General features: G+C 49.3%; 20 protein-coding genes and 1 tRNA gene. 14 read left to right on the top strand and 7 right to left on the bottom strand.

Annotated features, from left to right (window positions below; genetic code table 11):
* Window positions 1-15 precede the first annotated feature (15 nt).
* Window positions 16-2,772 carry a hypothetical protein gene (locus tag BUB59_RS02995; RefSeq protein ID WP_143160203.1) on the bottom strand — a complete coding sequence of 919 codons (2,757 nt, stop codon included), beginning with the start codon at window positions 2,770-2,772 and terminating at the stop codon, window positions 16-18.
* A 136-nt stretch (window positions 2,773-2,908) separates the two neighbouring features.
* Window positions 2,909-4,066, bottom strand: a complete 1,158-nt coding sequence (gene hemW, locus BUB59_RS02990; protein WP_073225495.1) for a radical SAM family heme chaperone HemW — start codon at window positions 4,064-4,066, stop codon at window positions 2,909-2,911.
* Window positions 4,067-4,130: 64 nt separating this feature from the next.
* On the opposite strand from hemW, the gene BUB59_RS02985 reads away from it, so the two are divergent.
* The 11 genes from BUB59_RS02985 (at window position 4,131) to BUB59_RS02935 (ending at window position 15,811) form a co-directional block, all read left to right on the top strand.
* Complete coding sequence (locus tag BUB59_RS02985) at window positions 4,131-4,310, top strand: hypothetical protein (RefSeq protein ID WP_073225493.1); 180 nt, start codon at window positions 4,131-4,133, stop codon at window positions 4,308-4,310.
* Between the two features lie 11 nt (window positions 4,311-4,321).
* Window positions 4,322-5,392 carry an adenylate/guanylate cyclase domain-containing protein gene (locus BUB59_RS02980; RefSeq protein ID WP_083540147.1) on the top strand — a complete coding sequence of 357 codons (1,071 nt, stop codon included), beginning with the start codon at window positions 4,322-4,324 and terminating at the stop codon, window positions 5,390-5,392.
* 36 nt (window positions 5,393-5,428) lie between these two features.
* Window positions 5,429-5,501: transfer RNA gene (locus BUB59_RS02975), tRNA-Gly, on the top strand.
* Window positions 5,502-5,909: 408 nt separating this feature from the next.
* Complete coding sequence (locus BUB59_RS02970) at window positions 5,910-7,691, top strand: DNA repair helicase XPB (protein ID WP_073225701.1); 1,782 nt, start codon at window positions 5,910-5,912, stop codon at window positions 7,689-7,691.
* 192 nt (window positions 7,692-7,883) lie between these two features.
* On the top strand, window positions 7,884-8,771 hold the full coding sequence (gene aroE / locus BUB59_RS02965) for a shikimate dehydrogenase (protein ID WP_234979909.1): 888 nt from the start codon (window positions 7,884-7,886) through the stop codon (window positions 8,769-8,771).
* 3 nt (window positions 8,772-8,774) lie between these two features.
* Window positions 8,775-10,385, top strand: a complete 1,611-nt coding sequence (aroB, locus tag BUB59_RS02960; RefSeq protein ID WP_073225489.1) for a 3-dehydroquinate synthase — start codon at window positions 8,775-8,777, stop codon at window positions 10,383-10,385.
* 2 nt (window positions 10,386-10,387) lie between these two features.
* Complete coding sequence (locus BUB59_RS02955; RefSeq protein ID WP_073225487.1) at window positions 10,388-11,371, top strand: GDP-mannose 4,6-dehydratase; 984 nt, start codon at window positions 10,388-10,390, stop codon at window positions 11,369-11,371.
* Window positions 11,372-11,473: 102 nt separating this feature from the next.
* Window positions 11,474-12,442 (top strand): hypothetical protein, encoded by a 969-nt coding sequence (locus BUB59_RS02950; protein WP_143160202.1) that lies wholly within the window; start codon window positions 11,474-11,476, stop codon window positions 12,440-12,442.
* Window positions 12,442-13,224 (top strand): phosphoribosylformimino-5-aminoimidazole carboxamide ribotide isomerase, encoded by a 783-nt coding sequence (gene hisA, locus BUB59_RS02945; protein WP_073225483.1) that lies wholly within the window; start codon window positions 12,442-12,444, stop codon window positions 13,222-13,224. The genes BUB59_RS02950 and hisA overlap by 1 nt, the downstream gene beginning before the upstream one ends.
* Window positions 13,190-14,632, top strand: a complete 1,443-nt coding sequence (locus BUB59_RS02940; RefSeq protein ID WP_073225481.1) for a glycosyltransferase — start codon at window positions 13,190-13,192, stop codon at window positions 14,630-14,632. The genes hisA and BUB59_RS02940 overlap by 35 nt, the downstream gene beginning before the upstream one ends.
* 15 nt (window positions 14,633-14,647) lie before the next feature.
* On the top strand, window positions 14,648-15,811 hold the full coding sequence (locus tag BUB59_RS02935) for an A/G-specific adenine glycosylase (RefSeq protein WP_073225479.1): 1,164 nt from the start codon (window positions 14,648-14,650) through the stop codon (window positions 15,809-15,811).
* On the opposite strand, the gene BUB59_RS02930 is transcribed toward BUB59_RS02935, so the two are convergent.
* Genes BUB59_RS02930 through fmt form a run of 4 tightly spaced genes read right to left on the bottom strand, consistent with a single transcriptional unit; the run spans window position 15,808 to window position 20,378 of the window.
* Entirely contained in the window at window positions 15,808-17,517 is a 1,710-nt protein-coding gene (locus BUB59_RS02930; RefSeq protein WP_073225477.1) for a hypothetical protein, read from the bottom strand. The genes BUB59_RS02935 and BUB59_RS02930 overlap by 4 nt on opposite strands.
* Window positions 17,517-18,122, bottom strand: a complete 606-nt coding sequence (locus BUB59_RS02925) for a hypothetical protein (protein ID WP_073225476.1) — start codon at window positions 18,120-18,122, stop codon at window positions 17,517-17,519. The genes BUB59_RS02930 and BUB59_RS02925 overlap by 1 nt, the downstream gene beginning before the upstream one ends.
* A gap of 19 nt (window positions 18,123-18,141) precedes the next feature.
* The gene (locus tag BUB59_RS02920) at window positions 18,142-19,458 is read right to left on the bottom strand and encodes a transcription antitermination factor NusB (RefSeq protein WP_073225474.1); all 1,317 of its coding nucleotides are present in this window, start codon (window positions 19,456-19,458) and stop codon (window positions 18,142-18,144) included.
* Window positions 19,452-20,378: a methionyl-tRNA formyltransferase gene (gene fmt / locus BUB59_RS02915; RefSeq protein WP_073225472.1), complete on the bottom strand. Its 927-nt coding sequence runs from the start codon at window positions 20,376-20,378 to the stop codon at window positions 19,452-19,454. The genes BUB59_RS02920 and fmt overlap by 7 nt, the downstream gene beginning before the upstream one ends.
* Before the next feature lie 35 nt (window positions 20,379-20,413).
* Here fmt and BUB59_RS02910 point away from each other — a divergent pair, with 35 nt between their 5' ends.
* The gene (locus tag BUB59_RS02910) at window positions 20,414-20,824 is read left to right on the top strand and encodes a CidA/LrgA family protein (RefSeq protein WP_073225471.1); all 411 of its coding nucleotides are present in this window, start codon (window positions 20,414-20,416) and stop codon (window positions 20,822-20,824) included.
* The gene (locus tag BUB59_RS02905) at window positions 20,821-21,513 is read left to right on the top strand and encodes an LrgB family protein (protein WP_073225469.1); all 693 of its coding nucleotides are present in this window, start codon (window positions 20,821-20,823) and stop codon (window positions 21,511-21,513) included. Before BUB59_RS02910 ends, BUB59_RS02905 begins: the two co-directional genes overlap by 4 nt.
* A 7-nt stretch (window positions 21,514-21,520) precedes the next feature.
* On the opposite strand, the gene BUB59_RS02900 is transcribed toward BUB59_RS02905, so the two are convergent.
* Window positions 21,521-22,936, bottom strand: coding sequence for a nitroreductase family protein (locus BUB59_RS02900; protein ID WP_073225466.1), 1,416 nt, complete (start codon window positions 22,934-22,936; stop codon window positions 21,521-21,523).
* Between the two features lie 132 nt (window positions 22,937-23,068).
* Here BUB59_RS02900 and BUB59_RS02895 point away from each other — a divergent pair, with 132 nt between their 5' ends.
* Window positions 23,069-25,120, top strand: coding sequence for a cellulase family glycosylhydrolase (locus BUB59_RS02895; RefSeq protein WP_073225464.1), 2,052 nt, complete (start codon window positions 23,069-23,071; stop codon window positions 25,118-25,120).
* Window positions 25,121-25,214: the final 94 nt, after the last annotated feature.

Genomic DNA, 25,214 nt, shown 5'->3' with positions numbered 1-25,214 from the left:
ATCATCCATAAGTGGTTACTTGTTAGAACCTGTAATGCCCCACCTAAAGACTCTTTCTATCAAAAATTCTTCCTTTGCACCAAATACTTTAACCTTGAACTTTGCAAGATACACACCTACTCCAACCCTACGTCCATCATCGGAACGCATATTCCAACGGACATAAAGTTTATCCGGATTTTCAAAGCAATTGCCATCAAAAAATTCATCATCACATGAAATCTTGCCGGAGGCACTACCCACATAGAGACCCATATTGGTATAAACATAAAGTTCCCAAACAAGTCCGCTGTTTTCAAGATCCAGTACTGTTACACCAGAATCATTATTCATGATAGTGGAGAATCCCACATCCATAAGAACGCCAAGAGATGCTGCATTATCTTCATCCAGAGAAGCCTTCACATGATCAATGGTAAAAGGTTTCACTCGGTCACTTAATTCTTCTGCGCGATTAAAGTCCGCAAAGGAGGTGGTCTGCATAATGACGCGAGGATCACCTTCCACCATAACGGTAGGAGCATTTTCAGAAACATGATTGCCATTTTTATCCACAAGTCCATCCTCAAAGTTGCCAAACTTCACGGAGTCTGCAGGGTTCATTCGGTTATCCAGATTCTTTCCCGCCTCCATATAGAACGTAGCCTTACGGCCGCCCTCACTCCATTCCACGGAAGTCAAGCTATAGAGTTTCCATTCGCCATCCACATAGAAAGAAAGGCAATCTTCGGTCATGGTAAACTTTTCATAGTCAATAGGTTCAGAGAAGGTCAAGACAAACTTATCCGGAGACATTTTCTGGAAGGACTCAGGGGTCAAGAAGTTACTTGCAATGACTGGAGCCATATAGTCATTCATTTCAAAACGAACTTCTTCCGTGGTGTCCTTTCCATCAATCGTTACCTTATTCGTAAGAGTTGCATATCCATATTCCTTATCAGAAGACTTTTTGGACACGCGAGTAGAATCCACTGCCGTAAGCTTTTCCATCACATCGTAAGACTTAGGATCAATGGAAAAACCGAGGACCGTTCCATCAGAAGATAAAGTCAAGTCACGAGGAGAAGGATTCAACGCCACCACATCGCCATCATTATCCAACCAGTAGAAAGTCAGGTTCATGTTCTTCAGATCATCTTCGGTAATGGGAGTTTCAAATCCTACAGACACGCTGTCCAGACGACCATCACCATCACGATCATAGAAGCCGTTATTCTCACTCATGTAGATACGTCCGGAATTCTGAACAGGAACTTCCTGGTTGTTCTTACTGGTAGGAATTCCGTCGGCGGCTGTAAGGATTCCATCGGGGCAAGCATCCTTCCCGCAGTCGGTTTCAATTTTCAGTTTGTCGCCTACAGACACAACCCCAGACGGAACCAGGAACTTCCAGACGTTTCCTTCCTTCTGGATAGCTTCGCCATAAATGCGTTCGCCATTCAGCTTAAGACCTTCACCTTCAGTCCAGGATTCATCCATGACCTTGTTAAAGCGGACTACCAATGTATCCGTATCGCCGCTGCCCTTTACCAAGGTGGCAACCTGAATCACAGCACCAACACTATCCTTGATGCTAGTACGAAGAGTATCACAGCGATTGCCTACAGAAGAACAGACATAAGCCTTCAGTTCGCCAGAAGCATCCTTGTCCTGAAGGACTTCGTCAATGTCAGGCAAGCCAAACAGGAATTCGGTGGAATCCACATCTCCGGAATACTTCTTGAACTTATCTCCTGTAGGCCAGTTGTAATAGAAATCCTTCACATCCACGGAATCCATCTGACCTGCAAACAGGACAGAAATGCTATCGCCCATACCATCGCCATCAGTATCAAACACAACAGCGTTTTCCAGGTAAGGCAAATCAGGATTGCCAAAGCGCAAGTCACCCGGGAAGGGTCCTTCCACAAAGAACTTGGTCGGGTCATCCGACTTCTTGTAACCGCTTAACGTAAACTTGGATCCATCGGTAACAGAAGCAGACGCATAAACCCAGAAGCTACTCTTACCCTTAGTAAACGTGACATAAGGATGGCCATTCACCATCTCCAGATTTGAACCAGAGAGATTTTTAAAAATCAAGCTGTCACTTTCACCAAAGGTGGATACGTAAAACTTTTCCTTATCCACGGTAGTATCCACCGAGTTCGTATTGGGACCCAAGGTTACTACAGCCTCTACATCAATCTGCAGGGAATCCCCGACCTCCAGTTGCAGTTTGGTCGCATCGGTGATTTCTTTACCACCCACATAGTACTTCAGGGCAGGCACGTAGAAATTGTACACACGGGAGATATTGGGTTCTGAAGAAAGAGAAGTTGCAGTACCCACAAGAACGTTAACATAAGGAAACAATCCCCTAATGCCAAAATTCACCAATCCCGTTTCACCCGAATTCACCTTGTCCATGTTGTGAACGGTAACGGTATCATTGGCAGAAACGGCACCTTTATAGCGGAAGAGGTAAATGGAATCGTTGTCAGCCAAAGGGGCGTACACATGGAAATCCGTATTGATCAGCGCATAGTGTCTTGCATCGATTTTTACCGCATTAGCGGAAAGAGTATCGTCCCCATGAGCTTCTACGAAAAGCTTAAAGCCCTGAGACTTCAGCACGCGCTGATAGATGCAACGACCATCCGGAGCATCCGTATAGTTGACGCAGTCTACTTCTTCGACCTTAGGAGATTCATCGCCTTCCACAGCAAAGACACTTGTTGCTAGCAAAAGCAGCAACAGCCCCAAAAGCTGGAAAATATTTTGACGAATCACCCACATGTTCAACCTCTAATTCCTGACATGGAACACTATAAGTCCATACATTATTTAAATGTATGTTTTTTTTTGCATTCCATGTAAACAAAATATAGCCTTGTGACCTATATCTCAGGCATTTGTCCACAGGACACTATTCCAACTTGGAACACTGATTTGCGAGGTCTGTGACGATATCGTCCATAAAGATCCAGCCCCTGTCACGAAGCCGAATGCCAGTGATTTCAGGCGATCCCTCAACCTGTAAGTAATTGTGCTTGAGCCACTTCGTTAAAGCGGTCTCTGGGAGTTTGTACCCCATTTTTCCCAGTTCTTGCAAGTCTAGACCGGAGGATTGCCTGAGGGACAGCCAGAAGAGCTCCATCAAGACATCCTCCTCCGACAGTTCGTCTATTGTCAGGAGATTTTCCGGAGCGCCATTCCGCACGTAGTCACGCCACCTGGGGTATATCTCCGGAGCATAGAATCGCCTATTCCCCACATAACTGTGAGCCCCCGGACCAAAGCCTGCATATTCACCCCGACGCCAATAATTCTGGTTATGGATACTTTCAAAACCAGGCTTTGCAAAATTGGAAACTTCGTAGCGTTTAAATCCTTTAGCATCAAGGAGTTCCACGCCCCCCTGGTACATAGGTTCGTATAAATCCTCGTCAATTTCAAAGATTCCCTTCTGCACTTTTTGGCCAAGAATCGTCCTGGGATTTACCGTCAAGCCATAAAAGCTAATGTGAGTCAAAGGATAATCACTCAATCGATCAACATCGGAAAGAAAAACATCCAAAGTTTGTCCCGGAAGGCTAAACATCAAGTCTCCCGATACACGAATGTCAGGATAGCTCAACAAAAGCTCAAGGGCATCTACCCCCGCTTCCACCGAGTGGGACCGCCCGATCCGTTTCAAAAGCTCTTGATTAAACGTCTGGAGCCCCAGACTAAAACGTTTCACCCCTAATTCCAGCGCATTCTCAATGGTTTCTCGGCTAGTGGACTCTGGGTTAAACTCCATGGAAACTTCCCTAAGTCTAGATACTTCCACCCCTACCGACTGAAGGCAGGCGAATATTTGTCCAAGGCAATCTGACGGAAGCATGGAAGGAGTCCCCCCTCCAAGGTAAAGGGTTTCCGCAGTTTTCAGGGTTCCGGGATATTTCTTTTCGTACAGTTCAATCTCTCTACAAACCAAGTCGGAATACTCCTGAAACAGCTTATCGCTGGCAGGAAGTACGCGAAAATCGCAATAATCGCAGATTTTTTTGCAAAAAGGGATGTGAATATAGAGACTGAACATACTGAAGATTAAAAAAATATCTAAACTTTGGTTACTTTTAGAAAATTTAGATTATATAGAGAGTATGGATAACGAGAACAAAAAAAGTTGGAAGAAAAAACTCAAGAAGAAGCTGCCGCTCCTTCTGTTTTTGACGTTATCGACCATCATTTTCTTCCTGGCTTCCACCTTGCTTCTGGATGATTCCTATAAAGACATTGTCCTGATTGCGATGTTCTGGGCTCTACCTCTCTTTATCCACTAGCGGTTTTTACCATGGCAATGACTCGTTTAACACAGCGAAAGTTCAAGGCCCTCTGTTTCTACATGTTCAGCTGGGTCTTTGTGGTACTTGGGGTAACCAGCCTCCTCTCCTATGGAGATTCTTCGGGCATGGATTCCAGCAAGATCATGCTCATGACGCAGTTATCCCTTCTAATGGGACTTTCCCACGGTATTTACGACGTGGTGATCCTTCAGGATGAAATGGACCGCAGGCCCGTCTTTGCGGCACTCTTGATTCGTTCCAGCTTTTTCCTGGCAAGTATCTGCGCAAACCTTATTCTTTGCATTCTCATCTGGAAAATTGACCGAGAAAACGGAATCATCAATGCAGAATCTATTGGCATGGTCAGGGAATCCTTCAAGGAACACTCCACCCACGTCCAAATTGCCGCCCTCTTTGTCCTTGGTCATTTGATCACGTTCGTTCGTTCTGTCCACAAGAAGTTTGGCACTAGAGTCTTTATAAACACCTGTTTGGGTAAATATCAAGACCCAAAGGAGGAGGACCTAGTGTTTATGTTCCTGGATCTAAAAAACTCAACGACGATTTGTGAAGAACTTGGAAACATCAGGTACAGCAACTTCATTAGGGACTATTACAAGCTTCTCTCTAACTGCTGTGAAGAAAACCAGGGCGAAATCTATCAGATTGCTGGTGACGGAGCCTTCTTGACCTGGAAAACAGCAGCATGCCGACATAAGGCAAGACCCCTAAACTGCTTCTATGACTTCAAGGACGCTTTACAGCACACCCAGAGAAAGTTCCTCCGTCGCTACGGCGTAGCTCCCGATTTTAAGGCCGCAGTTCATTGCGGTAAAGTGATTTCCACAGAAGTTGGAAACTTCGGCAGTGAAATGGCTTATCACGGAGACGTACTCAACACCACCTCCCGAATCCAGACCCTCTGTTCCAAGCTAGGTCAGGACTTCCTCATTTCCGAAGACTTTTTCGCCCAATTGCCCCTTCCCCTCCCCCATAAATTCATCTGCACCAAGGCAGGCTCCTTCGAATTAAAGGGAAAAAAGAACGCAATTATGATTTTTTCACTGCAAACCCCTTGACAACCCCAACTTTTATTTCTAACATTGGGTCACCTCGCGGGAATAGCTCAGTTGGTAGAGCACGACCTTGCCAAGGTCGGGGTCGAGGGTCCGAGTCCCTTTTCCCGCTCTAAAAAAGAAAAAGCACCACTTTGTGGTGCTTTTTCTTTTTTCTTAGAACGTGAGGAGAGGGACCGGACCCTCGAAGAGGGTGCGACTGAATTTCACCGTGGGCGAAGCCCGTGGGTGGAATTCAGGAACTCGAGCGAAGCGAAAGGCCCGTAGGGTGAGGAGCCAGCCGAGCGCAGCTCGGTGACTGGCGACGAATCAGTCCCTTTTCCGTATATCCCCACGCCTCCAGAAGCAAATCCGAAACATCTTGACGCATCCTGACGTTCCCAAAAGCACCCCGAACGCACCTCACTCAACGTCCTTTCTCACCCTTGCTTTCCGCACCCTACGCGCCCTCTTTTTAAAAGCATTTTAGAACATCCTGAAACTTGCTCTTTTGGCCGTTTTTTACTATTTTTGCCGCCCTATGAATCCGAATGGCGCAATTATTGTACAGAGTAATATGGAAATTATGGTGGAAGTGGATGCTCCCACCTACGAAGCAGCCCGTGACGCGATCGCTCCTTTCACCGAACTGGTAAAGAGCCCCGAACACCTGCACACCTATAAGATTAGCCCCTTGAGCCTGTGGAACGCAGCATCCACCGGCCTTCGCGCAAAAGAAGTTTTGGAACGTCTGGACAGCCAGAGCCGTTACCCCATTCCCCAGACCGTCATTACCGAAGTTGAAGACTACATGGGTCGCTACGGCCTTCTCCGCATGAAGAAGGATGACGGGGACAACCTGATTGTGGAATCCGATGACAAGTACATGTTCACGGAAATCTGCAAGCTGAAGGAAGTGGAACCCTACATCAAGGAATTCATCGACGACACCCACGCCATCGTGGATCCGGAACGTCGTGGCCACCTGAAGATGGCGCTTACCAACGCAGGTTTCCCGGTAGAAGACTTGGCCGGCTATACTGTAGGCGATCCGCTGCCCATCCACCTTCGCGACACCATGGTGTGCGGCAAGGAATTCAAGCTCCGTGATTACCAGAAGGAAGCTGCCCAGGTGTTTTACGCCTCCGGCTCCGAAAAGGGCGGATCCGGCGTTATCGTTCTGCCTTGCGGTTCCGGTAAGACCGTCATCGGTATTGCCACCATGGCCTTGATCCAGACCAAGACACTGATCTTGACGCCCAACATTTCCGCATCCCGCCAGTGGATTCGCGAAATCTGCGACAAGACCGACTTGACTCCCGACATGGTGAAGGAATACTCCGGCGAAGTGAAGGAAATCGGCCCCGTAACGGTAGCCACCTACCAGATCTTGACTCAGCGTAAGCGTGCCAAGAAGGCAAACGAGGAAGTCACCGAAATTGACCTGGAAGAAGGTTCCGAAGAAGAAGTGAAGAAAGAACTGGCCAACTTCCCGCTGTTCAGTCAGCAGAAGTGGGGCCTGATGATTTACGACGAAGTTCACTTGCTTCCCGCTCCCGTTTTCCGCTTGAGTACCGAAATGCAGGCAACCCGCCGTCTGGGCCTTACTGCAACCCTGGTCCGTGAAGACCATAAGGAAACCGAAGTATTCAGCTTGATCGGTCCCAAGAAGTACGATATTCCCTGGCGTATTCTTGAAGCCCAGGGATGGATCGCTACAGCCGACTGTAACGAAATCCGCATCCCCATGGAAGCGGAAATGAAAATGAAGTATGCCCTGGCTCCGGTCCGCGAGAAGATTACTCTTGCAAGTACCAACCCGGAAAAGACGGACATCGTTCAACGCCTGCTGAAGTACTACGACAAGCCGGACGATCGCGTCCTGATTATCGGCCAGTACATCGAACAGCTGGAAAACCTTTCCAAGGTTCTGGACATTCCTCTCATTACGGGCAAGACCCCCAACAAGGAACGCGACGTTCTGTACGCCAAGTTCCGCGATGGCAGCCTGAAGAACCTCATGGTTTCCAAGGTGGGTAACTTCGCAATTGACCTCCCCGACGCCAACGTGCTGATTCAGATTTCCGGTACCTTCGGAAGCCGCCAGGAAGAAGCCCAGCGCCTGGGTCGAGTTCTTCGCCCCAAGAGCGATGGCGGTGCAGCACACTTCTACAGCATCGTGACCCAGGACTCCAAGGAACAGGAATTCGCCATGAACCGTCAGCTGTTCCTGACCGAACAGGGATACGCCTACAAGATCATCAAGCGCGGTGACTGGGACATCCTCTGTCGCACTCCTGAAGAACTTGCTGCAAGACAGTAACGAGCGAACATTTCCTTTTCGTTACAAACGTTTAAGTCCTGGAAGAATCCAGGACTTTTTTCGTATTTCACAATCCACTCTTCATTTCTCATCCTTCACCCTTCATTCTTCATTTTCCTCACTCCATTCTTCATTTTTCATCCTTCATCCTTCATTTTTATATATCTTTGTGATGTAAGAAAAGAGGTTTTTTTGAGCCAGCAGAAGATTAACGGAAAGACTGAAACTCTCTGTATTTTCGGTTATCCCGTCGGACACAGCAAATCGCCCCTGATGCACAATGCGCTTTTTGAAGCACTTGGCATTAACGCGGCCTATCTCCCCTACGCTCCGGAGCCAGAAAATCTGGACGAAGCCATTAAGGGTTTTCGCGCTCTTCGTTTTAGAGGAGCAAACGTTACCATTCCCTACAAGACTCCTGTCATGGAACTGGTAGATGAACTTTCTGACATTTCTCGTTTTACAGGCAGTGTGAACACGCTGTACTGGAAAGAAGGCAATGTGGGAGGTATCCTTTGCGGGACCACTACAGACCCCTACGGTTGCATCCGTAACCTGGAAGAATTCGGAGTCTCCCCCACCAACACCACCGTAGCACTCCTTGGAAACGGCGGCGCGGCAAAGGCAATCGCCTACACCTTGGTGGAAATGGGAAACCAGGTGACCATCGTCTGCAGAAATTTGGACAAGGGTTTGGCCCTGGCAGACAGTCTAAACAAGTTTTTTGACGGAAAAGCAAAGGAAGTCCAGGCAGTAACCTTCCAGGATTTCTATGCCGTATCTCCCGATATCAACATCATCATCAATGCGACCTCCGTTGGCATGACTCCCAACGTAGATGAATCCCCCCTGACCATGAAGGATTTGCACGAGCACCAGACCGTGTGCGACATCGTGTACACACCCCTCTGCACCAAGCTTTTGCAGATGGCCGAAGACAAGGGCTGTAAGGTGGTTACCGGCGAAGGAATGCTGGTTCATCAGGGCATTGAAAGTTTCCGCAAGTGGTTCCCCCAGGAAACGAAGGACAAGACTAACGACGAACTCGCCGCTATTATGCGCAAAGGAATGCAAGGTTAATTTATGAAGCACATCTTTTTCACCGGATTCATGGCCAGCGGAAAATCCCGCACCGGCCGAGCCCTTGCAGACCGCTTGCACCGTCCCTATGTCGACACAGACGCCGTTATCGTAGAACGAGCCGGAAAGACCATCAGCGAAATATTCGAACAGGATGGTGAAGCAAAGTTCCGCGAAATGGAACGTGACGTAGTTGCCGAATTTGCCACCAAGGAAGAACCCCATGTTATTTCCCTTGGCGGTGGTGCCCTGACCCAGGCAGCAAACCTGAAGGTCATTCGCGAAAACGGCACTATCATTCGCCTATGGGCAAAGCCGGAAGTTCTTTCCGAACGTATCGGTCGCAAGAACACTCGTCCACTCCTTGCAAATCTTTCTGACGAAGAACGTCTTGAAAAGATCAAGCAGATGCTGAAGGATCGTGAACCCAACTACGCCCATGCAGACTTTAGCGTAGAAAGTTCCAACGAATTTACCGAAGAACATGTGATTGAAAAGATCCTCCACATGCTAAACTTCTGGGAAAGCCATGCTCTGGACGTACTGCCCAGCAGTGGCGGTCGCTACCCCATCTTTATCGGCAAGAACATCGTTTCCGACGTAGGCGTCCTGCTGGAAGGCTTACGCCTTACGCCCAAGTACGAATTTCTTGTCTGTACCGATACTAACATCGCAAAGGCCCAGAGCCGCACTCTGGGTGACCTGCGTAACCAGGCAGGACGTTGCCCGGTGTTTAAGTTCCAGGCAGGTGAAAAGAACAAGACTCTTCACAACTTGAATCAGCTTTATAGCTTCATGCTCCATCGCGGTTACACCCGCAAGAGCTGTCTGTTGCAGTTCAGCGGCGGCGTGGTAGGCGATATGGCAGGCTTCGGTGCTGCAACCTACCAGCGCGGTATCCCGTTTATCCAGTTTCCCACCACACTTCTCTCCATGGTGGATAGTTCTGTGGGCGGCAAGGTGGCTGTTAACCACCCCGAAGGCAAGAACATGATTGGCGCATTCTACCAGCCGGAAGCAGTGATCTGCGATATGGCGGTTCTTAGCTCCTTGCCCGAAAACGAATATCTGGCAGGTCTCGCAGAAATCGTGAAGTATGGCGTTATTTATGACGAAGAATTCTTCCGTTACATGGAAGAAAACGTGGAAAAGATCAAGGCTCACGATCTGAACGTACTGAAGCAGCTCATTCTCCGCAGCTGCGCCATTAAGGCAGAAGTGGTAGGCATTGATGAAAAGGAAGCAGGTCTTCGCGCCATCCTGAACTACGGCCACACATTCGGTCATGCCATCGAAAATTTGACGCACTACACCACCTACACTCACGGCATTGCCGTAAGCTTGGGTATGCGTGTGGCGGCACGCGCTTCCGTCCTCCTGGGAATGATTACCAAGGAAGAAGAAGCACGTCACAACAAGCTGATGGATGACCTGGGATTCCCCACCACCTACAACATCAACGTGGATGCCGCATGGGATGCCATGGCCGTTGACAAGAAGGCTGAAAAGGGAACTCGCGTCTACATTCTTCCCACCAAGATTGGTGCCGTGAAGAAGGTGACCAACATCGATAAGCAAATTGTCGCACAATCTTGGGATGCAATTCGAGGTTAATTATGAGTATTCTTGTTACTGGCGGAACAGGTGCACTTGGTTACCACATTCTCTCTAGCCTTTGCGGTACCTCTCACGACCTTTACAGCTTTAGTGATGAACAGCCCCAGCCTTGGCAAAAGGTAGAAGGCGCCACCTACTTAAATGGTGACTTGCTGAATTCCAAAGATGTGATTGAGATGCTCCAGAAGGTAAATCCCACTCACATTTACCATCTGGCAAGTCAGTCTTCTGTGGGCATCAGCTACATGAAGCCCAACGAAACTTTGAACATCAACCTGATGGGAACACAGTACCTTCTGGAAGGCGTTCGACAGGTCTGCCCCAAGGCAAAGATTATGCTGTTGAGCTCTAGCGAAATCTACGGCCGAACAGACAAGAATTTGACGTACCTCCACAAGGAAGTGGATCCTCCTAACCCTCTGACCCCTTACGCAACTTCCAAGGCTTGCATGGAACTTCTGGCTAACCAGTTCCGTAATGCCAATGGCCTGCATGTGGTTTTCGTTCGTCCCTTCTATTTTACCGGTCCCCATCACAGTCGCCGTTTCGTGATTCCGTCCATCGCCTATCAGCTGGTGAAGATTAAGTACTATGGAGCAGAACCGATTATTTATTCCGGCAGTCTGGACGTAAGCCGCGATATTATTGACGTGCGCGATGTAGCCCGTGGCATGATCCAAATTCTAAACCAAGCCGATTCCGGTGAAGTATATAATCTCTGCTGCGGTAAATCCTACACCATCCGCGAAGTGGTGGAAGCCATGGTAGATATCGCCGACGTAAGCGTGGACTTCCGCTTTGATCCTGGCTATGAACGTCGCAACGAAATTCCCCTCCTCATTGGGGACCCCACCAAGGCCATGAACATTGGTTGGAAGCCCATGATCAGCATGGAAGACAGCCTGACCGACCTTTTCAACGAGATGGTCCAACGCCGTCGAATTGAATTGAAGATGGGTATGGGCAAGGACCTGCGCCTCTAATCCTCATAGCCGACTTTTTGTATTTTTGCTTTGATGAGAAAGGACTTCATAACTTCACTTTTCATTCTACTACTCGCAGCTACATTTTCTTTTGCAGTAGACGTGGTTGCACCCAAAGGCAGTTCCCGAGGAACTACCGTTGATGACTTTATGCCCCATCCTGTTTCCACCAAGGAATTTAACGAAACCTGGAGTTACCAGTTCGTTTTTGACAACGGCACTAGGGCATTCGTAAACTACGCCGTACTTTACGTTCCAGGAAGCGGAACCAAGATTGGCTGCGACATGACTCTTTGGAACTTCAAGGGGAAAACTTATACGGTTGGACGTCAATATCCTCCTGAACGTCTTAAATCAGACAAGGCAACCGCCACCCTGAACATCAAGAATGAATACTTGATGGAAAAGAAGCCGGGTAAGGGTCACCATGTTCTCTTCTCCGCAGATAAGGATGGCAAATTTCTTCTGGACTTGACCTTCGATTCTGCAGAACCGGGCAAGACCTTGGGTAATGGCGTCTGGAATGTAGGTTCCGCCAAGATGGGTCAGTACGTACACATTCCCTATGGCCGCGTTTCTGGAAAGATTGCCTATAACGAGGATACACTCCAAGTAAAAGGTTACGCCTACATGGATCAGATCTGGCAGACGGCACAGGCAACCGATATGGCCACCCGTTCCATCAACATTAGCACCAACGCCCGTAACCCGCTTTTCGCAGGACGTATCTCCATGACCTCCGATGGAAAGACTCTAGGTTACGCCATCTACAATGGTCCCGAAGGGAATCGCGTGGTAACCCCGAAATCCATTAAGGACGGAGACGTCAACTATACGGGAAAAGGTTTCCCCAAAGGCAACCTGAACATTGAATGGAACGATGACACTCCGACCCTGCAATTTGCAGCAAATAAGACTTACCAAAAGGCAAGTATTTTGGACAAGATCGACGGTTGGTTTGCAAAGAAGGCTTTTAAGGCAACCGCCGGCGAAGTATTCTTCTATCGCGGTCGTTCTGACGGAAGCCATGGCAAAAAGATTGACTGGTGTATTACAGGAGCCAAGGAATAATGACGAAATTTCGCCCCTGCATTGATCTTCATGACGGAAAGGTAAAACAGATTGTGGGAAGCTCCCTTAACGATAGCGGAGCAGGGCTCAAGACCAATTTTGAGACGGACCGTTCCTCTGCATGGTTTGCAGAACTGTACAAGAAAGACCACATCAAAGGCGGTCACGTCATTATGTTGGGCAAGGGCAATGTAGATGCCGCAAAGGCCGCCCTCTCTGCCTACCCTGGCGGACTTCAGGTTGGTGGTGGCATCACCGCAGATAACGCCATGGAATACCTGGATGCAGGAGCAAGCCACGTCATTGTCACCAGCTGGATTTTTCCGGAAGGGAAGCTGGATATGGACCGCTTGAACCGCCTGGTAGAAACCGTAGGCAAGGACCGTCTTGTTCTGGATTTAAGTTGCAAGCGTACTGGCGTTGACGCCAATGGTAATCCCCAGTGGAGCATTGCCATCAATCGCTGGCAGACCCTTATTGATATTCAAATCACCCCCGAAACGCTGAACGAACTGGCGCTCTATTGCGATGAATTCCTGATTCACGCGGCCGACGTAGAAGGCAAGCAGCAAGGTATGGACGACGACCTCATTCGTTTCCTGGCAAAGGAAAGCCCAATCCCGGTCACTTATGCAGGTGGCGCCAAGTCCCTAGCGGACCTTCAGCATTGCAAGGAAATTTCGGGCGGTAAAATTGATCTCACCATCGGAAGTGCTTTGGACCTTTTCGGTGGTAATGGAGTAAAGTATGACGAATGCGTCAAATTCAACCAGGAAGCCTAAGGTTACGGACCAGCTGGACACCCGTCCGGCAATCTTCGGTCGTACCGTCACCAGTACGTTCAATAAGTACTTTGAACTGAAGCACAAGCCACCTGGAAATATTCGTACCTGCTGGATTCCGCCTATTGTTTTTGGCACAGCCTTGGTGAACCTTCCCAAGCTTTTAAAGCTCCGTTCCTACTTCAAGAAGGAGCGCAAAGAATATCACAAGAAGCATCCCGATGATGTCCGCGTTCTTTATTACGCCGACTGTCTGGACGAAACTAACGGTATCGCCAACAACCTCCGTAACGTGGTTCCCTACATGAGAGAACACGGCATGAAGGCTTACCTTGCAGGTAATGTTTTCAACACCCGCCCCTGTGGCGTTGTGGAAAACGGCTACTGCATTTTGCTGCCTCGTATGTTCAGCATGGAACAGCTGGGCTACGCCAATAGTGAATTGGCCATCCCTCGAGTCGCACCCGCACTTCGCTTGCTGAAGCGCTACCCGGTGGACATCATTGAATTGGAAACACCGTCTCCTGGCGCTTGGGCAATTTGCGTCTGCGCAAAGATTGCAGGCATCAAGGTCATGAGTCACTACCGTACAGACGTTCCTCAGTATACACGTACTCTGGTGAAGGCTAAGTGGATGCATTACTACGTGCTGAAGCTGATGCAGATTTTCTACTGGATGGCCCGTCCCGTTATTAGCCCCTGCGATGACTACTCCAAGGCTCTGGTAAAAGAGCTGAAGGTGCCCGAAAATCAAGTTAAACTTATGCCCCGCGGTCTCCCTCTGGAAAAGTTCGCTCCGGAACTTCGCGGCAAGGGCGTCTGGGAAAAGTTCGGCTGCACTCGTGAACAGCGCAAGGTGCGTTTCGCCTTCATCGGTCGAATTTCCAAGGAAAAGAACCTTCCCTTCCTAAATGAAGTTTGGAAGAAGTTCTCTGCCAAGTACGATGACGTCGAGCTGATGTACGTGGGCTACGGTTGGTATCTTGAAGAAATCAAGGAATTCTTCAAGGGCAACGACAGCGTTCATTTTGCAGGTGAGCAGGGCGGTGAAACACTGGCTTCCCTCTATGCGGATGCAGACTTCTTCCTGTTCCCTAGCACCTCCGACACCTTCGGTAACGTGGTGGTGGAAGCTATGGCTACAGGTACACCTGCTATTGTCAGCGACTACGGTGGACCTCGCGACATCGTGGGAAGTGACAACGCCTGCGGAAGAATTCTCCCTCTGGATGAAAACAAGTGGCTGGAAACTTTGGAAGAATGTCGCAAGCTGAAGCTGGAACAGGCAGATACCTACCAGAAGATGCGCGAAGATTCTCATCAGAGAAGCCAGAAGTACACTTTGGAAAACGCCAGCAAGGCTCAGTTCGAATACTTCAGGAAAGTTTATAGCGAATCCTACAAGTAAGGTGCATTCCTTTTCGTGAATCCATCCGACTTAAAGAAGCTACGTGAATGGTTTGCCCGAAATGCGGCAAGCCTTCCTTGGCGTCTGGAAGATTTAAATGCGCAGCGCGATCCCTATAAGGTATGGATCAGCGAAACCATGCTGCAGCAAACCCAGGTTGCAACGGTCATGGATTATTTCACCCGATGGATGAAGCGTTTTCCTGATATAGCCACATTGGCTGCTGCTAGCGAGGAAGAAGTCTTTAAGTACTGGCAAGGGTTGGGCTATTATAGCAGGGCACGAAACATCTTGAAGACGGCCCAACAGGTAGCCGGATTGGATTGTCCCGAGACGTCCACCGGGGAACTGCCCCGAACCCGAAAGGAACTGGAGGCCTTGCCCGGCATTGGGGCGTATACCGCAGGCGCCATCCTGAGTTTGGCTTACCACCAGAAGGAAGCGATTCTAGACGGAAACCTGGTGAGAATTTTCTCCCGATACCACCTGCTGAATTTCCTCCCCACGGACAAACTTCCAGAGGCATCCACACAGCCCGTCCCGCAGAAAAGCTGTAGCGAAATCTACTGGGAATACGCCCGACAGGTGGCGGACCATCCTAAGGCTTACCTGCATAACGAAGCCCTCATGGAGCTAGGCCGCCGCGTCTGCAAGGTGAAAAATCCCGACTGCGGAAACTGCCCGCTGAAAGGCGGTTGTGCGGCATTGGCCCAGAAGAAGACCGAGGAATTTCCTCCTGCGAAAAAACGAATCCAGAAGGAATGGCACGGAACAGTCCTTGTGGTGGAATCTACCGACGGGAAGCTTCTGGCCGTTCGCGGGGGCCAGAAGTTCTTCAACAACCAGATTACGCTTCCCCACTTTGAATCCCAGAGAAGTGCAGCTGCGGGATTGCCAATCCAGGCGGAAAGTTTTATCAATGCGGACCAAGTGAAGAGTGTTACCGCAGTGGGCAACTTCAAGCACAATATCACGGTCCACAAGATGACTTGTGACGTACTCCATGTGCAGTTAAACGTAACCACCAAAGTTGCATCCAAGTCTTTTTCAAATCACGAGCTTGGCTCTGCCAGCGGATCCAAAAATCAGGCTGTTTTTTCTTGGGTTGAAAAAAAGGCAGCCCATGAAGCTTTCGCCAACACGTTCTGCCTTAAGTCTTTGAAGTTGATTGAAGTCTAGAAGGTTTTCTTCACAGTACAGACGAAACGAAGACGTCCATAATTAGCATTGGGAACTTCGAATTGTTCTTCTCCAAGAGCATGAAGAATGGATCCAGTAAGGAACAGGCCCAATTTACGGAACTGCTGCTCAAAGGTAGCATCCCAATACCAGTCACCCTTAACAACGAGAGGATCCGGGGAGCGAAGGTTCCATCGAGCATCACTTCTGTAATGAAGACTGTGGGAAATGCGGAAGGACTTGCGCAAATACCAATCTGCAGTAAATGAGGTAAAGAATTCAGCGGGAGTCACTTCAAACCGTCTGTCAGCACCGTCAATATGTTCAAAGCCCGCATGAGCCTTGAATGCGAACATATCTCTATACCAAGTTCCAAGCCACAGTTCTGCTGTAACGCCATAAATCCAGTCGTTGATGCGAGCAACATCACCACTACGGTAGTAGACCTCCTTATTGGCAGCAGTGTCAGCGATAAATCCCGTAGTATCAAAGGTTTCCGCACCATGTTCCGCCCAGAAGCTAGCGCGACCACCAAAGAAAACATTTCCAATGCTATCTTCAAAAGCAGTATAGCCCTGGATTAAATTCATCTGACCATCAGCCTTCAAGTGAAGGGTATCCTCATTATAGTACTCCTCATTGTCCGCCATCGGGTTCAGTCGGGTACCGGAAATATTCTTGACGCCCACAGTGACGCCCAGTTTCTTTTCCGGAACAAAATGAAGTTCCACACTATCCTGCACAAGCCAGTCACGATCATTGACAGCAAACATCACATCGGCAGTAAGCTGCTTTACAGGTTGTACACGAAGTTCCATAAACGGAAGGGCAACGAAGTCTTCATCCAATTTTGTATAGACGTGTCCGGAATCATCTACCGCACGGAAAGAAAGACCAGCAGATACCTGGAACATTCCATTCTTGCAAGCCTCACCGCACTTGTAGTAAACGGAGCCATTCAGTTCCTTGCGATTTCCCTTTTCGGACTTTAATTTATTTTGATACTCGCCATCTTCGTAAGCAACTGTCAGAGAAAAGTTCTTGATATCGGCGCGAGCTTCAATGCGGGGGCGATAATGAACTGGAATCCAGAAAGAGCTCTCCCCCTGAATCCAGAGATATTCTTCACCAGCAAGAATGGAGGCGTCTACGAGATCATTGGCAAAACCAAGTCCCCCATACAAAGAACTGAACATTGGATAATTCTCACCAAAGTGAGAAAATTCGTCCGAAACATAACGCTTGCGAATAGACTTGGTATATCCAGAATAATGATCATCCTGGAAACCTCTGGCTGTAGCCCAAAAGCCCCTATAGCTAGGTGAGCGGAAGCCACCTTCCAAAATCGGTGTTCTATTATTCGGACGTTTGTCTTCCACGATTAAATCATTATAAATCATGTCGCCCAGTTCATTTCCAGTTTTTACCCAGATGGACGGATCCATAGGATCCCAACTAGGAAGAATGGACATTCGATTCAATAAAAGACGCTGACGTAATTTCGCAGGATTCCACATTTCGGACTGGGAATGCATCCCCCCGGCACCGAGAATTCGATCAAAAGCATAGGTAGGTGAACCTACTAGGAATGTACCATCACTTCGGACGACCGATTCCATTCCCTCCAATTCAGGAGTAACGGAAGCCAAGGAAATTTGACTGGCGCAGACAACTGCAGCCAAAAGCGTTAGCAAGGAAGACTTCATTACCAAATCCTCCTTTCAACAAAAATACCCACAGAAACCATATTGGAACGTTCCGGCAAAGTCCACAGTTCCTGCCATTCCGCATTCAGACCAACTCGGTAATTATCCGTAGTCCACACAGGAAGCAACAAACGGAAGAACCAACCAAATTCTGTTTCGTTATCAACTAGAGTTCCGCCAAGTTCATTTTTAAACGTTTTCTTATCCACCTTAGTCTCATCGTAATCTGCGCGAGTCCAGCTGCAAAGAAATCCTGCACCTAATTCCACAGACTTGATTTTAGGATTATGGTAGGATAGTCCAAGTTTTCCATTCACCTGATGAACACCATAAATGATTTCGTTATCCATGGCGGGAATGAAATAGGAATATTCCATCTGTACAAATCCGTCAAAGTCATCCCAATAGGTATAACGGATTCCTCCCCCTAAATAAACAGAATTGTCCACGGCATCCTGAAGTTGTCCCCAAGGGTATAATTCACCAGCCTGTAACGAAACAAAAAGATGGGAAAAAGCCACATCCTCTACATCGTACTTGGAATCCTCCGCCCAAAGGGAAGACGAAATAAGCAAGAATACCACTGCGAGTATTTTTTTGAACATCACATGAACCTGTAATAAGCTAGGATTTCTTACGAGCAAGAGCCTGAGCGAAGAATCCGTCAAAGCGGGAATCGCGAGAACCAGGAAGAACGGCGTCATCCACCTTCTCGAATTCCGGATGGGACTTCAGGAATTTTGCAATGACCTGAGTGGTTTCCATAGGATCAGGACTACAGGTAGCGTAAACCAGGCGAGCCCCTTCACGTTCTGCCAAATAGCCGGCCGCATTTTCCAGAATCTTCAGCTGGAGTTCCGCAAGTTCCTTCAGGGAATTTTGCGTCAAGCGGTAGATTGCCTCAGGACGACGGGCAATCACCCCCATATTGCTGCAGGGCACATCCAGAAGGATACGATCGAAAGCGTTCTTGTTCTTGAGAGTCTGGGAGGTCCCTACGGACTTCATTGCCGCAAGGTCAATACATTCCATACGAATGTTTTCCAGACCCAGACGGTTCTTCAAGTCCTGCATTTTTGTCAAGCGATTTTCGGAATTATCGCTGGCGAGAATATCCAGACTGCTATCCATTTCTGCCATCAAGGCAGTCTTTCCGCCAGGAGCAGCGCATGCATCCCAAACCTTCAGGCCGGGTTTTAAATCCAGCAGTTTCACCACGTCATATGCGGAAGGATTCTGGAAGCTGAATTCGCCCTTAGAGAAAGAGTCCGATTCTAGAATTGGCTTCAGTTTTGTGTCGGAGGGAACTTCAATGTAACGATCATACAGGATGGAAGCGTTTTCAAAGCCCAACTTCTGAGCCAGCTTGGGAGCGGAAGTCTTCTGCAGGTTGACGCGGAGCCATTCGGTGGGGCGGTCCAGAGTTTTCTTGGCTAGAGCTTCGGCGGCGTCACCGCCATAAACGTCAAACCAACGACGGACAATCCATTCCGGAACAGAGTTTTCAATGGACACGCAGCGAACACGCTGGGGAGGCATCTGCGGGAGGCCAGCCTTCTTGGCACCCCCCAACACACCGTTAATCAGACGACCAGCGCCATCTCCAAAGCCAATGACCTTAGACAGTTCGACGGAAGTGCTGACGGCAGCATAATCCGGAACGTTCATGAAGAACATCTGGAAAAGTCCCATTTCCAGAACAATCTGGAGTTCCGGAAGAGGCATCTTCTTGACGAGAGTCTTGATGAAGTATTCCAGATACAGATGGCGACGGCAAACGCCTAATGCGATTTCCATAGCGAAGGGAGATAATCCCCCGTCCTTAATGAAGGCGCCGTTATCCGCCCACTGCAAGAGAACGCGGTAGGCGTCCTTGCGATCCTTTAAGGCATCCCGCTTTGCATCGCGAGAACGATCGTCACGTCTAGAATCGTTTAGCAAAATGAAAGTCCTTCGTGATTTTGGATACCACGCATGAAGTCTGCTACGGGCATGGGCTTCTTGCCTTCGGCCTGGATTTCAATCACTTCCAAAAGACCTTCACCAGTGCCCACGTAGAAGCGCTTATCCTTGAAGGCCACTGCACCAGGAGCCAGGCTGGGACCGTTTTCCGGAGTGTCGGTAACGCGAAGGTAAACCATGCGGCCACCCAGTTTGCCATATCCACCGGGCCACGGGTTGAAAGCGCGAATGCGGTTGTGAATGACACGAGCCGGCAGGTTAAAGTCGATAAGACCTTCTTCCTTCTTCAGCTTGGGAGCGCCAGATGCCTGGGCATGATCCTGAGTCAAATCCTTTTCGGTACCAGTAATCAGCTGGTTGATAGCGTCGTCCAGAGCGTCGCAGCCCGGAGCCACCATCTTTTCCAAAAGGCTTGCAGTGGTGTCCTGATGGTCGATAGGAATTTCACGCTGAGCAAGAATAGGACCGTGGTCCATCTTTTCATCCAGACGGAAAACCGTAACGCCCGTAGAAGGCAGGCCATCAGCAATGGCGCGCTGCACAGGAGCCGCACCACGGTACTTGGGAAGCATACTGCCGTGAACGTTCACAGCACCAAACTTTGCTACGCCCAGAATGTTCTTGGGCAGAATGGAGTAAGCCACCACCACGAAAAGGTCTGCACCGAAGGCGCGAAGTTCTTCTTCAAATTCGGGAGCCTTCAAATCCACAGGCTGCAAAACCGGCAAGCCGTATTCCAGAGCCAGGCTCTTTACCGGCGGAGGAGTGAGCACGCGGCCACGACCCGCAGGGCGGTCAGGCTGAGTAACTACAGCAACAACATCAGCGAAGTCACTTTCTTTCAAGTGCTTCAAGAAACAAGCCGCAAATTCCGGCGTACCCATAAATACAATCTTCATGCAAAGCAATATAGAATTTCTACATTTGGAGCGCTATGAGAATACCGCTTCAAATTGCTGTTATTTTCGCCATTTGCCTGGTAGGCGAGTTTTTGTATCGTGTAGTAGGCGTTCCCATTCCAGGAAATATCCTTGGCATGGTCATCCTCCTACTATTACTTTGTCTTAAAGTTCTGAAACCCGAACAGATTTCCGGCGTTTCCAGTTTCTTTCTGAATCACCTGGCTTTATTTTTCTTGCCACCCAGCATTGCCATTATGACGGTAGGGGACGATATTCTCAGCCAGTGGCCCACCCTCCTGATTCTCTGCATCGTCCTAACCATCGTTACTCTTGCAGCGACAGGCCTAACAACCCAGCTATTGATTGGTCTTCAAGAGAAGCGACAGAACATTGAGAACCTTGAAGACGTTGAAATGAAAGAAAGCACCAGGGGTAAAAAATGAACGCTATCATTAATTCTCCCCTGTTCGGAATTTTCTTGACCATGGCCGCCTTCGAAGTGGGCGTGGCTTTGAATAAAAAGTTCAAGTACTCCATTCTGAACCCGCTGCTGATCGGCCTGATTTTGATCGTTGGTTTCCTGATGATCACCGGCATCAGCTACGACAGTTATAAGGTGGGTGGCGACTACATTTCCATTCTGCTAGGCCCCGCAACCGTTGTGCTGGCAGTTCCCCTCTACAGGCAGCTGGGCAACTTGAAAAAACACTGGCTCCCCATTTTGGCAGGCATTGCCGTAGGTAGCCTTACGTCCATTATTTGCGTGGTTATTTCTTCCAAGTTGGTGGGCCTTAGCGAAACCTTGATGCTCTCTCTGGTTCCCAAGTCCATTACCATCCCCATGGGTTCCGTGGTTTCCGCACAAATCGGCGGCATCCCCAGCATTACCATTATTTCCATCGTGATTACGGGAATTACCGGTGCAGTTACCGCCTCTGTGGTTTGCAAGTTTTTCCGCATTAAGCACAAGGTTGCCCAAGGCATTGCCATCGGTACCGCAAGCCACGCACTGGGCACAACCCGCGCCATGGAAATCGGAGAAACTCAAGGCGCAATGAGCTCCTTGGCCATCGGCATCGCCGGCATTTTCACCGCTGTGGTGGCACCACTGATTTTGAAATTTATTGCTTAGTTACCGTCTACTTCCCCACGAGTATTTCAGCCAGTACGCTTTCGCTTTCGGGAATTCCGCAAAGGTTTCTGATTTCATCCTGATAGTAGAAATGCTCGTTTCGGGCAGTTTTCCGCAGAACTATTCCAGACAGTCGCAGGGATTCTGCGATGTAGCCCGCATTCATGTTCAGCAGGCGATAAGCACGTTCCCCCAGCAGGTTACAAGCTTCATCAAGGTCTGCGGTCAACAGAACTGCGTAAGCACAATTTTCCGCCTGGGCGGGAACCCCATGGCATTTCCAGAACTTTCGGGGAACCACCTGACCAGACTGCATATAGATGGCCTTGCGTACGGGAATATAGCGGTACACGCCAGGATACACAAACATCACGTCAAAAATAACCACCCAGATTTTCAGCAAACCCGCTCCAAACAGGTTAATATGGCCAAGTTCAAGCCAACGCAACATGCTGGAAAAATCGTCCAGGTCCATGCCCTTCCGGATGAAAGGCTTCATTTTTTGCACAACCTGACCTGCTTCCTCGGAATTTTTCAGGTCGTCAAAGTACCGTTCGTTGGAATACTTCACCGGTGTCAGGGGAAACTCATCGCCGGGCAGGGCCTGCGTGGCCAGACGTCTCACACGGATACATTTGGAAAGATCGTCGATACATTCCCCGCGGTTTTGCCGCATGAATCGTGAGGGAAAACGTGCGGCAGCATCATAGGCGGCACTTACATCCGCAGCCATCCCCAGGGTCAAATCCATCTCCGCACGATTGGAGTAGGCGGATTCCCCGACGCCATCATCCACCGAGTTGAAAGCCATCTCGCTATACTCGGGAAACACGGCCAGACAAGCCAGCGGAACTTCCGTAGACGGCAATCCCAAAGTCACCGCCAAATGATCATCCACAAATCCACCTAAGGGAAATACCTTAGATCCCTTGGACTTTTCATTCAGCATTACCGAAGCAATACAAGCGCCTGCATCCTTCTGGGTCTGGGAATAGGCACTCTCGCCATAACGCCACACGGAACGCTCCAAAATTCCCGTAAAAACGTAAAGAATCGGGGTGTTCTTCACAAATTCCTTGTCCGGGAAAGCTTCCAGCAAGGATTCCATTTCAGCCTTGCCGCCAATGCGCACCAGCTGCCCCACCACATCGGGAGCCCCGCTACGTCCATCTCGATCATAGGCATAAATGCCATCCGGCAAAGACCTTCCACGAAGGACCACATACACGCCTACGGGCCGCAAACCATCCCCGGAACCATAAATCCAGGGCGGAATTTCACCAGGATGCAGGTCAATACGTGATTTTCCCTTATACTGCCGGTCACCAGGGTTCTGTTTTTCCCAGTGCAGCACAATAGGGTCCGCCACCCGCTTGGGAGCGTAGGTTACAGACTCATGATATAGCTGGGAATAAAAGCGCATAGCACCAATATAGAAGTTTACAATGCCGTTTTTCCCATTATTTGACGTTTTTTGCCTTTGAGGGACATTTTCAAAAACAAGTAATACAGTTTTTTATTCTTTATTTCTTATTATGAGGGTCATTTGGGGCAAATGGATATAGAATTAACTTCGGTTAAATCGCAGTTTTTCAATGAGGAACTCATGAACTTTAAGAAAAAAGCAATTCTCGGTCTCTCCGCAGCAGCATTGGCCATGATGGCAACCGCTTGTAGCGATGACTCCTCCAACAAGCCTAGCACTCCGGCCGATGAACCCATCGTAAATCCGGATCCGACCGTAACCGATCCGACACAGGACCCCACGGCAAACGATCCTACTCAGGATCCTACCCAGACTCCGACTACAGGTGATTCTACCACTACTCCCGTAGACAACACTCCTGCAACAACCATCACTACCCCCACAGGCTTGGGCCTTCTGGTAGACGACTTTGAAGACGGCAACGCCACCAGCGAAAACATCGGTCCCAATGCGGGCTGGTACACCTATAGCGACGTAGATAACGGTGGTGCATCCGTCATTACCACTCCGGAAAACGACGATGGCTACCCCACTGTAACTCCTGCCGATAACGGCACCCAGTTCGGTTTCAAGGTGAATTACACTCTGGACGTTGGCGACTACGAGTACGATCCGTATGTAGGTTGGGGCGTTCAGGTTCCCGAAGATGATGCCAACGCAAAGTTCGGCGGCATCACCTACTGGTACAAGGGCGGCGCACATGAAATTCACATTGAAGTTTCCGACGTGGAAGACTACGACGTACACTTGATGAAGTTCTCCGCTTCCCGCGTGTGGAAGCAGGCTGTAGTCCGCTTCAAGGACCTGACACAAGGCGGCTGGGGCGTAGAAGTTCCCTTCAATGCGGCTCATATCAAGGCTATCAGCTTCCAGGCCAAGGGCTCCAAGACCAAGGTTTCCTCCGACTCCCTGTTCATCGACAACATCTACCTGCAGGACACTTCCGAAGTGGAAAAGGACCAGCCGGACATGACCATCAATCCGGCAACTCCGCCTAAGGTGACCGCCTATACCGAAGCAGACATCGCTATCAGCAATCCCCTTCAGGCAAAGGCCATGAAGTATCTGGACAAGGGTGTCAACTTCACCAACTGGCTGGAAAATGCAGACGGCAAGTTCACTGAATTCAAACACGGCGAAGCTGACGTGAAACTCCTTTCCGAAAGTGGCTTCAAGAGCCTGCGCCTCCCCATTGACCTGGACCTGTACGTCACCAACCGTAAGGCATTCCTTGGAGACTCCACTGGCGCAACCACTCTGGAATTCGATGATGTAGCCCTGTTCACCGTACTGGACTCCTTCGTGGATTGGACCAAGAAATACAACATGTCCTTCGTCATTGACTATCACGAATACGACAACAGCTACAACGCAACTTCCGCAAAGAGCGCCACCTACCTGAAGATGATGGCAGGCGTATGGCAGCACGTTGCTGAACACTATGCTACAAACGATCGCGAAGACTTGTTCTTTGAATTGCTGAACGAACCGGATATGACCAGCGGCGCAGTCAAGGCCGCCGACTGGACTCTGGCAGCCCAGGGCATGATTGACGCCATCCGTTCTGTAGACACCAAGCACACCATCCTCTTCGGTGATATCAAGTGGTACTCTGCAGAAGAACTGGCAAAGCGTACCGAACTGCTGAAGGACGACAACACCATCTACGTCATCCACACCTACGAACCTTTCGCCTTCACTCATCAGGGCGGTTCCTGGACTGATTACGCCACCATCAAGAATCTGCCCTTCCCCTATGATCCTGAAAAGTGGTCCACCGTCTCTGGCGACTTCGGTGTAGTAAAGAGCACCAAGAGCTATGTGAAGACAGCCATCAAGAACTACTACAAGACAGGCAACAAGGAAACCATCATGAACCTTGTGCTGAAGGCAAAGCTGTGGGCAGCAAAGAACAATGTTCCCGTGATCATCAACGAATTCGGTGCATTGAACCTCCGCTCCACTGCTGAATCTCGCCTGAACTACCTCACCGCCATGCGTGAAGTGAGCGAAGCCCTGCAGGTTCCTCTGACCCACTGGGGTTACACCGGCAACTTCTCCGTTGTGGAAGATGGCAAGCTTATCGAAGGCATCGCAGAAGCCCTGGGTCTCGGCCAGTAAAAGTTTCTCCTTTCGTTAACAATCAAGGTCGCCCTCCCCATGGGGCGGCCTTTCTTTTCGTTAAAATTTTATAGATTGTTGGGGAATATATTCG

Origin of the sequence: Fibrobacter sp. UWEL, from assembly GCF_900142535.1 — a bacterium.
Lineage (GTDB): Bacteria > Fibrobacterota > Fibrobacteria > Fibrobacterales > Fibrobacteraceae > Fibrobacter.
The sequence above is the reverse complement of the archived record's forward strand: the minus strand, read 5'-3'. Positions and strand labels throughout refer to the sequence as shown.

What these genes read in the sequence shown, in the direction of transcription:
- BUB59_RS02905 (WP_073225469.1), top strand. Translation starts at nt 20,821, where the DNA reads ATGAACGCTATCATTAATTCTCCCCTGTTCGGAATTTTCTTGACCATG.
- BUB59_RS02910 (WP_073225471.1), top strand. Translation starts at nt 20,414, where the DNA reads ATGAGAATACCGCTTCAAATTGCTGTTATTTTCGCCATTTGCCTGGTA.
- aroB (WP_073225489.1), top strand. Translation starts at nt 8,775, where the DNA reads ATGAAGCACATCTTTTTCACCGGATTCATGGCCAGCGGAAAATCCCGC.
- BUB59_RS02970 (WP_073225701.1), top strand. Translation starts at nt 5,910, where the DNA reads ATGAATCCGAATGGCGCAATTATTGTACAGAGTAATATGGAAATTATG.
- BUB59_RS02940 (WP_073225481.1), top strand. Translation starts at nt 13,190, where the DNA reads ATGACGAATGCGTCAAATTCAACCAGGAAGCCTAAGGTTACGGACCAG.
- BUB59_RS02985 (WP_073225493.1), top strand. Translation starts at nt 4,131, where the DNA reads ATGGATAACGAGAACAAAAAAAGTTGGAAGAAAAAACTCAAGAAGAAG.
- hisA (WP_073225483.1), top strand. Translation starts at nt 12,442, where the DNA reads ATGACGAAATTTCGCCCCTGCATTGATCTTCATGACGGAAAGGTAAAA.
- BUB59_RS02930 (WP_073225477.1), bottom strand. Translation starts at nt 17,517, where the DNA reads ATGAAGTCTTCCTTGCTAACGCTTTTGGCTGCAGTTGTCTGCGCCAGT.
- fmt (WP_073225472.1), bottom strand. Translation starts at nt 20,378, where the DNA reads ATGAAGATTGTATTTATGGGTACGCCGGAATTTGCGGCTTGTTTCTTG.
- BUB59_RS02980 (WP_083540147.1), top strand. Translation starts at nt 4,322, where the DNA reads ATGGCAATGACTCGTTTAACACAGCGAAAGTTCAAGGCCCTCTGTTTC.
- hemW (WP_073225495.1), bottom strand. Translation starts at nt 4,066, where the DNA reads ATGTTCAGTCTCTATATTCACATCCCTTTTTGCAAAAAAATCTGCGAT.
- BUB59_RS02955 (WP_073225487.1), top strand. Translation starts at nt 10,388, where the DNA reads ATGAGTATTCTTGTTACTGGCGGAACAGGTGCACTTGGTTACCACATT.
- BUB59_RS02900 (WP_073225466.1), bottom strand. Translation starts at nt 22,936, where the DNA reads ATGCGCTTTTATTCCCAGCTATATCATGAGTCTGTAACCTACGCTCCC.
- BUB59_RS02895 (WP_073225464.1), top strand. Translation starts at nt 23,069, where the DNA reads ATGGATATAGAATTAACTTCGGTTAAATCGCAGTTTTTCAATGAGGAA.
- BUB59_RS02925 (WP_073225476.1), bottom strand. Translation starts at nt 18,122, where the DNA reads ATGTTCAAAAAAATACTCGCAGTGGTATTCTTGCTTATTTCGTCTTCC.